Raw genomic sequence first — 7,491 nt, 5'->3', positions numbered from 1 at the left:
GACAGCGCCATAACAACGCTCCGGTACTTCTCTCAAAAGTCTCAAAGAGATGAAGTGGCAATCATGCTCACGACTACAACTCCCAATGACCACGGCTATAGCAGTTCCCCGTTTTGGTCAACACGGATCCTGGCTACAGTACTCAAGCGCAGATACGGTGTTCTCTATGCCTCTAGGACTAGCTATTACGTTCTGTTTCGGGAAAGTAAGTTCAGCTTCCATCTGCCGGGCAAACAGTACGAGAAGGCTGATCCACAAGCGGTAGCTGAATGGAAAGACGAGCAGCAAGAACGTCTGAAAGAGGCATTCTCTGATCCAGATACGGTGATTCTCTGTGAAGACGAGATGGTTCTCACTCAGGCGACAACTACTCAGAAAGTGTGGATACCGAAAGGAACCACACCAGCTGTAATTGAGACCAATGGAACCAGAATGAACCGGAGCATCTATGGGTTTTTAAACCTCAAGACAGGCAAGGAGCATGCATTTGCAACAGAGCGCCAGACTATGCATGAAACAGCGGCCATACTGCTGGCGATCCGCAAGATCTACCCAAGAGAGAAGATTCTGCTTATATGGGATGGGGCAGGATGGCACAGAGGGAGCGTCGCTCAAGAGGCAATTAGGGAGCATCACATCGAAGCAGTCCATTTCCCTCCGTATTCTCCGCAACTCAATCCCCAGGAACACGTTTGGAAGCAAGGGCGCTCTGCTGTAACCCACAATCGCTTCATTCCCAAGATTGAACCAGTCACAAAGGAATTAGTCGACTATCTCAACACGACGACATTCCCATACTCTTTGCTTGATTTCAAGGAGCAAGTCAGAGTGTGAGCTCTATAAACATCGATCCCAACTGATGAATCTACGACTATTTGGGACTTGGCAAATCGCCGCCCTAATCCGATCTCGACCTTCTGCTCGTAGTGACATCTAAAGGAGTGACAGCCGAAGCAAACAACGCTTTTAACGTTCCGACTTTTGCCTCGATGCCATGCGCAACGGAATGCTCGATTCATTACGGATAAGCTTTTCTATGGTAAGAACATTGATTAAATTTTTGTCTTCAAGGCGGGAATCTAACTCGACTGCGGTGCCTATAGTGACGTGCGGCGGTATTCAGTTTTCGTAGTTGTAACGGGCCTGAAGTACCACTAGGTCGTCCCCATCAATTAGGTAAACCAGACGATGCTCCTCGTCGATACGTCTCGACCAGCAACCTGCAAGAACGTGACGTAGTTGTTCGGGCTTGCCGATACCGGTCCCCGGATCTCTGAGAGCATCCTTGATTAGCCGGTTAATTCGATTGAGTATCGCCTTGTCCACTGATTGCCAATAGAGGTAATCGTCCCAACCGTTGGGGCTGAAACAGAGGCGCATCAGCTAAGTTCGTGCTCTCTTCGTTGTCCTTGGCGAGCTTGATTCAAGCTTTCGAGTAGACGCATCGCATTGGCTGGTACGCGTAGAAGAAACCCCGTCTCGGTCAATGCGTCATAGTCCGCCTTCGAGAGTAGAACGGCGTCACCTCGCATTGAGGTGATCTCAATCGGTTTTCGATCATTGTTTACTTGTTCTATAAGCGGGAATAGGTTTTTGCGTGCCTCACTAGCGGTTATAGCCATGCTGATGTCTCCTAAAAGCGGTACCACTTATTGTACCACTATGTTTGCATCATGTAGGTAGGTAGTACGTGTCAACCTAGAATTCAAAGCAATAACCTTGGCACTACTAGGCCAATTGAGTCGTGTTTCTCTTCTTGCAAGGCAACTATCTGTGCCCTTTGTCATTTTCACCGCCAAGCCGGTATCAGTGTCTAAGGTCGCACGTAAGTGCTCCAGGTATTGGAGAGTAGGTAGAACAAATAGGGTACCAGTCAGCCGATCTAGCTTTGGAGGGCAGATCAGATTGTTGGCTTTTCAGCGAGTAGATAAATTGAACCTATAGCCGCAGACACCTTGACATTTTGCAACATGCCACTTCTAATGTTAATGGCCTGAGAGAGTTGAGGCTCAGGGTAGGACGTAGTCGATATTGAAGTTTATATGAGCCTACATGCCCTTCCTAATTCGTAATTGAGGCCATCGGGCCAGAGGCTCAGGTAGATCCTCGAGGGTTTCGGCGGTGTGTGAAGGCAGCTGAGGAGCTGCTTGGTAAATATGAAGGCTACGGAGGATAATGAGCATATTGATCATTACGGGGTTGCAACTGTTGCCGCAGGAGAGTCATTCAGAGAGGATCTCATAGGTCCAGAGTTTTGCAAGGAGTGGGAACGAATAGCGCTAGCGCGTGCCGTGGCCATTGAGGTAATCAAATACCGGATGGAACAGGGTATCTCCCGGACCGAGCTAGGTCGAAAACTGGGAATGCATCAGCCTGCAATTTCTCGGTTCGAGGAGGGAGATCAAACTCCAAGTATTGACATGCTTAAACGGTTGTCAGAAAAGTTGGGGATTGACTAAGTGCTTATATTCATTCTGGTGAGTTGTTCGTAGAGTGTTCCACAAAGTCGACGGCTTAGGAGGTCAGTTTATGGCTTTACAGCCGGTGCAGCCTAGTGAATTGTCACAAGTGTGAACTGCATTTGGTAGCGCGATCCTCGGTGGGTTATTTGTTTTGGTTGGAGGTTGGATCCAGGGAGAAGGGACCAAAAACAGACAACAAGAGATGTATCCCAAAGGGCATCTCAAAGAATCTTAATGAGCCTGGCATAACTATAAGGTGTAATCGTTGAAGACGTGGTTTTGAATCAACTCGTCGGAATCAGATCATCATTTAACAATTTTTCTCTTACCACCACCTCCGAGGCTCCGTTTATTACGGAACTTAGGCTTATTGAGCGAATACATAACCATATTGAATTGATTTACTGCCTTATTTTACGAGCTGATCAAGGTAAGGGAGTTTTTGTCGATGTGGCACGCAAACATTCTGGGATGGTGACGGGGAGTCTTGAGGCTCATATTTGGAAAGATCAACTACCGATCTATAAAAAGCCTCCTTTGCGAAATACTGCCGAACTATGGGCTTGGGCGCGGGAAGTATAAGGGATTACGGAATAATAACTTGATCCACTGGCTCGCCTCAGATGATTCAAACGATGGCCAATCTTAGATCCCTCGATTTCTGTGATCAACCCTAAGCTACACTTCGTGGAGATTCCTCACATCAGTATTCCCTTCGATTCAGCGCGCGCCACCTCAGCTGGGAAGTCTCGCCAGCATGTCAGCCTCGGATCTGGCGAGGTTCTGGTTCACTAGGTCCATCGGCCGGTATCTTAAATACCAAAGTTAGCTACAGAATATCAAGGCGTGCGTACCCGTTGCAGAGCAGTAATAAAACCCAGTGATGCTACCCATTTTCGCAATATTATCTGCGGTTCGACTGCTCGGGCTAACTAGCAACGAGTAAGCATCAGCATAATCGAAGTAAACTTGCACTGATTGCCGCAACGCGTTATAGGTAGTAGACGGCTTGGAATCAACATTGCCAGGGTAATACCTTGGTGGTTGCGCGTTTCCTGATTAGTATTAGTTAGTCCTGATCATTTGTAGCTTTCGAAAAATAACGAGAGCGATTATCACGGGAAGCTAGAGAGCCATCAAAAGGTATGAGCCTTTTTGAACCGCGTAAAGGACGGCAAAGACCAAACCCAACGTTCCCATGGATGATAAAGTGAAATTCATATTGTCATGAAATCTCACCATGTCAATATCAGCTATTGATGCCAACCGTAATTCTCACCTCATTCCAACGAGTCCTCTATAACCGCTGTGGTTAATCTGGGTTTCGTGCTGTTATTCGTTGATAGGACCTCTCGGAACAATCCACTTGACAGTATCCAGCAGCCTGGACAATCTCGACGTTGATGACCGGACCATTTATGAAGCGTATCAGAGGACGTCGCATTTGGGGAAATAGCAGGTGCGCTGGGAGAGTGCAAAGACCAGTACTACTACCATAAGTATGATGGCGCGGTTCTAGAGCCACATGTGTGGCGTCTGATCTCACGGCTTGATATAGGCATTTAGCCCGATAATGACGGGTTTGCCGTCGATCATGGCGCTGGTGACCATGTTGCCATGAGAACTGGCCACCACCAGGGTCTTTCCTGAGGATGATGGTGTTGGTTCCTGAAGTTCGATTTCGATATACAGCTTGTTGTCTTTGATCGTGACTTCCATGGTTATTCCTTCATTGAGTCGGGCGTTGCCATTTTACTGCCATTGGCGCTAGAGGTGGTCGGGTGGTACAACAAGTCATGGGCTCTCAATTTCTCGCCCTTGCTTTTACACAGAGAATGGTTTCTGGTGCAAAGATATTAAGCAACGAATTCAACTGACTATTCCACAGCTTGGAGATCCGCGGCGCGATAGAGGGTGTGGAATTATCCATTTAGTCAATGGTCATCTGAACGTAACTTTTATTATTGCAATCGGTATTTGGTTCGATGGTCCGAGAATGCCACCGAGACTACATGAAAATCCCTAGAACTCCTTGTTGAAGCTCGATCGGACACAAATTACAGCACGATCAAACGCAGCGATCTGAATAAGCGCCCTGAAGAATCTTTGGAACGACTAAGGCCTTATTGACTGCTCGAGCCTCCTTTGCATGGACCAGAGAGAGTCTCTTATCGAAAAAGCATAAGATAATCAGGGCCAAGCGGCTAAGAGTTGATTGTGATCTTTTGTCGAGGACGAATTGAGATGCGATTGGAAGTCGGTGCCTGGCCATTTCCCATGACGCAATCTGGGTCTGGGTCGTCAATTTGTCCACCGGTATGGAACTTTGTTGCCATGCACCCACCATTGCATTGCGAATAGGCGCTGCAGGATTGACATGAACTAGGTCCATTGCTAGAGCGCAACGACGAAAAGAGCGGTGCGTCACTCCAAATCGCCTGGAATGAATTTTCCTTTATACTTCCAGCTTTAAAATCTGGGTGTATCGTAAATGGACACGCGTAGACATCGCCAATTGGGTCGATTAGACAGACTACCTTTCCGGCGCCACACATATTGAGGCCCTCAAGAGGATCGCCTAGCGGCGAGAGGTGGAAAAATGAATCGCCAGTTAAAACTTCGCGATGATTCATTAGCCACCCATACAGCTTTTGCTGTTGAGTCGTTGAGGGATTTAGCTCTTTGTAGCTTTGAGTGCCACGTCCTGAAGGACGAAGGCGTGTAAGTCTAAGGCCAGCACCAAAGCTATTTGCGAGGGCCAATATCTCGTCGAGGTGGTCCACGTTATAGGCGGTGGCGACCACTGAGATCTTGGGGTTTAAAAAGCCCGCGTCGGATAGGTTAGAAAGTGCTTCGAGCGCCTTGTCGAAGGACCCTCTACCTCTAATCGCATCGTTTACCTCAGAGGTGTGGCCATCGAGTGATATTTGTACGTCAACATAATTCATCGTGGCAAGGCGTTTAGCCGCTGCTGGGGTAAGGTAGTAGCCATTTGTGGAGAATTTGACGCCAATGTTAGAGTTTTGGGCGTATTCGATAATCTCGAAAAAGTCCCGTCTCATCATGGGCTCGCCGCCGCCGATATTGATATAAAAGATCGACATCTCTTGAAATTGGTCGATTAGCGACTTTGCCTGGTTTGTGTCTAATTCGCCAGGCGCTTTAGGCCCGGAGTCGCTAAGGCAGTGGCTGCAACTTAAATTACAGCCATAGGTCAGCTCCCAAGTTAGGCAGATCGGTGACGATAGTCCCTTAGATAGGATGTCGTTGAGAGCGCTGGCCATTTATTTTCTCCTAAAAATAGTTGCTCGCCATAACATAGTTGCTCGCCACAGTTACTCTAATTCTTCGCCTTTGGGAGCTGTGGCAATAGAGGCGAGAACGCCACGATGAATTAATGTATCAATCGTATTCAACACCGATGATCTGGCATAGCCTCTTTGACTAAGCTCATCGGCCATTTCATTTGTGTCCATACCCAGGGGTATTAGGCGAAGGAGTGGTATGACGATCGGTGATTTGGCTAAAAAGAGGTCTCGCTTTGCGAAACTGTAGAAGAGCGCTCCAAAAGACTCTTCTCGGTAGGCAAAGTCAGGAGATATGACGATATTCATTTAGGAAGATCCTACTTTTGGTTAACTCTTGTGGAGGATCGAAGCTCGAAAGCTAGTTAGTAGACACCGCACATTCCATCGATCGAGACTTCTTCGATAATTAGTTCTGCCTCAATGAGGTCGGTCTCATCGATATTGGTTGTTTTGGTCTCTAGTTCGTTTGGCAAGTTAGGTCCCTTTCCGATTCGTTCTGCTTTGTTTATTTTCGATCTTAGCCTCAATCCACCGAAATTGAACGACTATAGGCTAAAGGGACGCCACTAAGACTATATACCTAATTTACGCAGAATGATAGTGGACCATACAGAGTGGGTCAAAGCTTGTTTCAAAGGTTCGATGGCGCTCTCGCGCTTTGCTCAGTTGGATTTATTGGTGATGGCTAACCTTAGAAAATCCCACTCTGACTTCCTTGGTCGATGCTCCCTCTCTGGGAATTTATGGAGTCCGCAGTGGCCTATATGTTTGATTGACCCTCTGGTCGAGCATCAATTTTCTAATTTCCATAAGGACCATTTTGGCCCAGTCTCAAATAGAGCGGTTTACTCTTTGGTGACGTATTGCTGATCTTGCTGGATGGGTAATGCCTCTGGTCGGTTTAGTAAATTATCTTCCCGGCTTTGGCCAGATAGTAATTGATTCAGATTTATCGCTCAGTAAATGTGTAGGTCGTGTCGGGTTTTAAGAGCTCCAATCAAATGCCATTCAAATTGCATTTGCTACCTAACCTCCCGTGCTCACGTACTTCCAGGAGGATCCAGCTGCTTGGTCTTTGATCTCGATTTTGCTCTAACCCATCTTTCGCAGATTTCCCGAAAAATCGCCCCAATTGGCCCCTTTTGAGTTGATTTTTGAGGATTTTCGGCTTGGGCGATTTATAGATTTCCTGGTAGATGGGTATTAGGTCTTTTTGGGTCGCGAATGTAGTGTCCTAATTTTTGAGTAGTTTTGATTATGACTTGCATTAGCTCTGACATGGTGCTATTGTCTTGTTGTGTTTATCCGTGAAACTCCAACAGTTAATAAAAAGACCGGCGTTAGCTACAGTAAGTACCAACTCGTTGAGTCCTACCGCTGTGAAAAAGGTCCCCGTCAACGTATAGTAATGACCTTGACCGAACTGGACCTGGATAAGTCATTGTGGCCAGCTCTGGCCAATGCAATTGCCAATGCTATTACCTAGGACTCTCTGGAGTAACCTCACTCTTTGAATCAGATCCTATTATTGCCAGATACGTCGATCTGGCAATCACTAAGTATGCAATTCGTTCCGAAGTTGCAGCCGCTAAAGAAACAAGAACTACTGAGGCTGACCTTGAGATGGTGGATCTCTCTAGTGCTAAGACTATCAATAGTAGAAGTATCGGTCCAGAACTCATAGGAAACTCGTTCTATGAAGCTCTTAGCTTCGATAAGAT

Annotated in this window: 10 protein-coding genes; 4 read left to right on the top strand and 6 right to left on the bottom strand. The window is 46.9% G+C overall.

Annotated elements, in window-relative coordinates:
• Nucleotides 1–834: IS630 family transposase (locus AXFE_RS15500; protein ID WP_152626147.1), on the top strand; the 834-nt coding region annotated here is incomplete at its 5' end.
• A 285-nt stretch (nucleotides 835–1,119) separates the two neighbouring features.
• Here AXFE_RS15500 and AXFE_RS15495 read toward each other — a convergent pair.
• On the bottom strand, nucleotides 1,120–1,380 hold the full coding sequence (locus tag AXFE_RS15495) for a Txe/YoeB family addiction module toxin (RefSeq protein WP_052606854.1): 261 nt from the start codon (nucleotides 1,378–1,380) through the stop codon (nucleotides 1,120–1,122).
• The gene (locus tag AXFE_RS15490) at nucleotides 1,380–1,622 is read right to left on the bottom strand and encodes a type II toxin-antitoxin system Phd/YefM family antitoxin (RefSeq protein ID WP_052606853.1); all 243 of its coding nucleotides are present in this window, start codon (nucleotides 1,620–1,622) and stop codon (nucleotides 1,380–1,382) included. The genes AXFE_RS15495 and AXFE_RS15490 overlap by 1 nt, the downstream gene beginning before the upstream one ends.
• Nucleotides 1,623–2,156: 534 nt before the next feature.
• On the opposite strand from AXFE_RS15490, the gene AXFE_RS15485 reads away from it, so the two are divergent.
• On the top strand, nucleotides 2,157–2,459 hold the full coding sequence (locus AXFE_RS15485; protein ID WP_052606852.1) for a helix-turn-helix domain-containing protein: 303 nt from the start codon (nucleotides 2,157–2,159) through the stop codon (nucleotides 2,457–2,459).
• A gap of 1,545 nt (nucleotides 2,460–4,004) precedes the next feature.
• Here AXFE_RS15485 and AXFE_RS15475 read toward each other — a convergent pair.
• From AXFE_RS15475 to mftA, 4 genes are all read right to left on the bottom strand, one after another.
• Nucleotides 4,005–4,187, bottom strand: a complete 183-nt coding sequence (locus AXFE_RS15475) for a hypothetical protein (RefSeq protein ID WP_052606850.1) — start codon at nucleotides 4,185–4,187, stop codon at nucleotides 4,005–4,007.
• Nucleotides 4,188–4,666: 479 nt separating this feature from the next.
• Nucleotides 4,667–5,746 carry a mycofactocin radical SAM maturase gene (mftC, locus tag AXFE_RS15470; protein WP_052606849.1) on the bottom strand — a complete coding sequence of 360 codons (1,080 nt, stop codon included), beginning with the start codon at nucleotides 5,744–5,746 and terminating at the stop codon, nucleotides 4,667–4,669.
• A gap of 51 nt (nucleotides 5,747–5,797) precedes the next feature.
• A complete protein-coding gene (gene mftB / locus AXFE_RS15465; RefSeq protein WP_052606848.1) occupies nucleotides 5,798–6,076 on the bottom strand; it encodes a mycofactocin biosynthesis chaperone MftB in 279 nt (92 codons plus the stop codon).
• 56 nt (nucleotides 6,077–6,132) lie between these two features.
• Complete coding sequence (gene mftA / locus AXFE_RS15460; RefSeq protein WP_349632144.1) at nucleotides 6,133–6,210, bottom strand: mycofactocin precursor MftA; 78 nt, start codon at nucleotides 6,208–6,210, stop codon at nucleotides 6,133–6,135.
• Nucleotides 6,211–7,067: 857 nt separating this feature from the next.
• On the opposite strand from mftA, the gene AXFE_RS19575 reads away from it, so the two are divergent.
• Nucleotides 7,068–7,256 (top strand): hypothetical protein, encoded by a 189-nt coding sequence (locus AXFE_RS19575; protein WP_152625981.1) that lies wholly within the window; start codon nucleotides 7,068–7,070, stop codon nucleotides 7,254–7,256.
• A partial coding sequence (locus AXFE_RS20130; protein WP_200891312.1) for a hypothetical protein occupies nucleotides 7,214–7,491 on the top strand: 278 nt, incomplete at its 3' end. The genes AXFE_RS19575 and AXFE_RS20130, both read left to right, overlap by 43 nt.

The sequence above is a fragment of the Acidithrix ferrooxidans genome (assembly GCF_000949295.1).
In the GTDB taxonomy this organism is placed as follows: domain Bacteria; phylum Actinomycetota; class Acidimicrobiia; order Acidimicrobiales; family Acidimicrobiaceae; genus Acidithrix; species Acidithrix ferrooxidans.
This window is presented reverse-complemented; position numbering and strand designations above follow the sequence as displayed.

Bases quoted from the DNA above. Each gene is read 5' to 3' on its own strand.
- AXFE_RS15495 (WP_052606854.1), bottom strand. From the start codon at position 1,380: ATGCGCCTCTGTTTCAGCCCCAACGGTTGGGACGATTACCTCTATTGG.
- AXFE_RS15490 (WP_052606853.1), bottom strand. From the start codon at position 1,622: ATGGCTATAACCGCTAGTGAGGCACGCAAAAACCTATTCCCGCTTATA.
- AXFE_RS15485 (WP_052606852.1), top strand. From the start codon at position 2,157: ATGAAGGCTACGGAGGATAATGAGCATATTGATCATTACGGGGTTGCA.
- mftC (WP_052606849.1), bottom strand. From the start codon at position 5,746: ATGGCCAGCGCTCTCAACGACATCCTATCTAAGGGACTATCGTCACCG.
- mftB (WP_052606848.1), bottom strand. From the start codon at position 6,076: ATGAATATCGTCATATCTCCTGACTTTGCCTACCGAGAAGAGTCTTTT.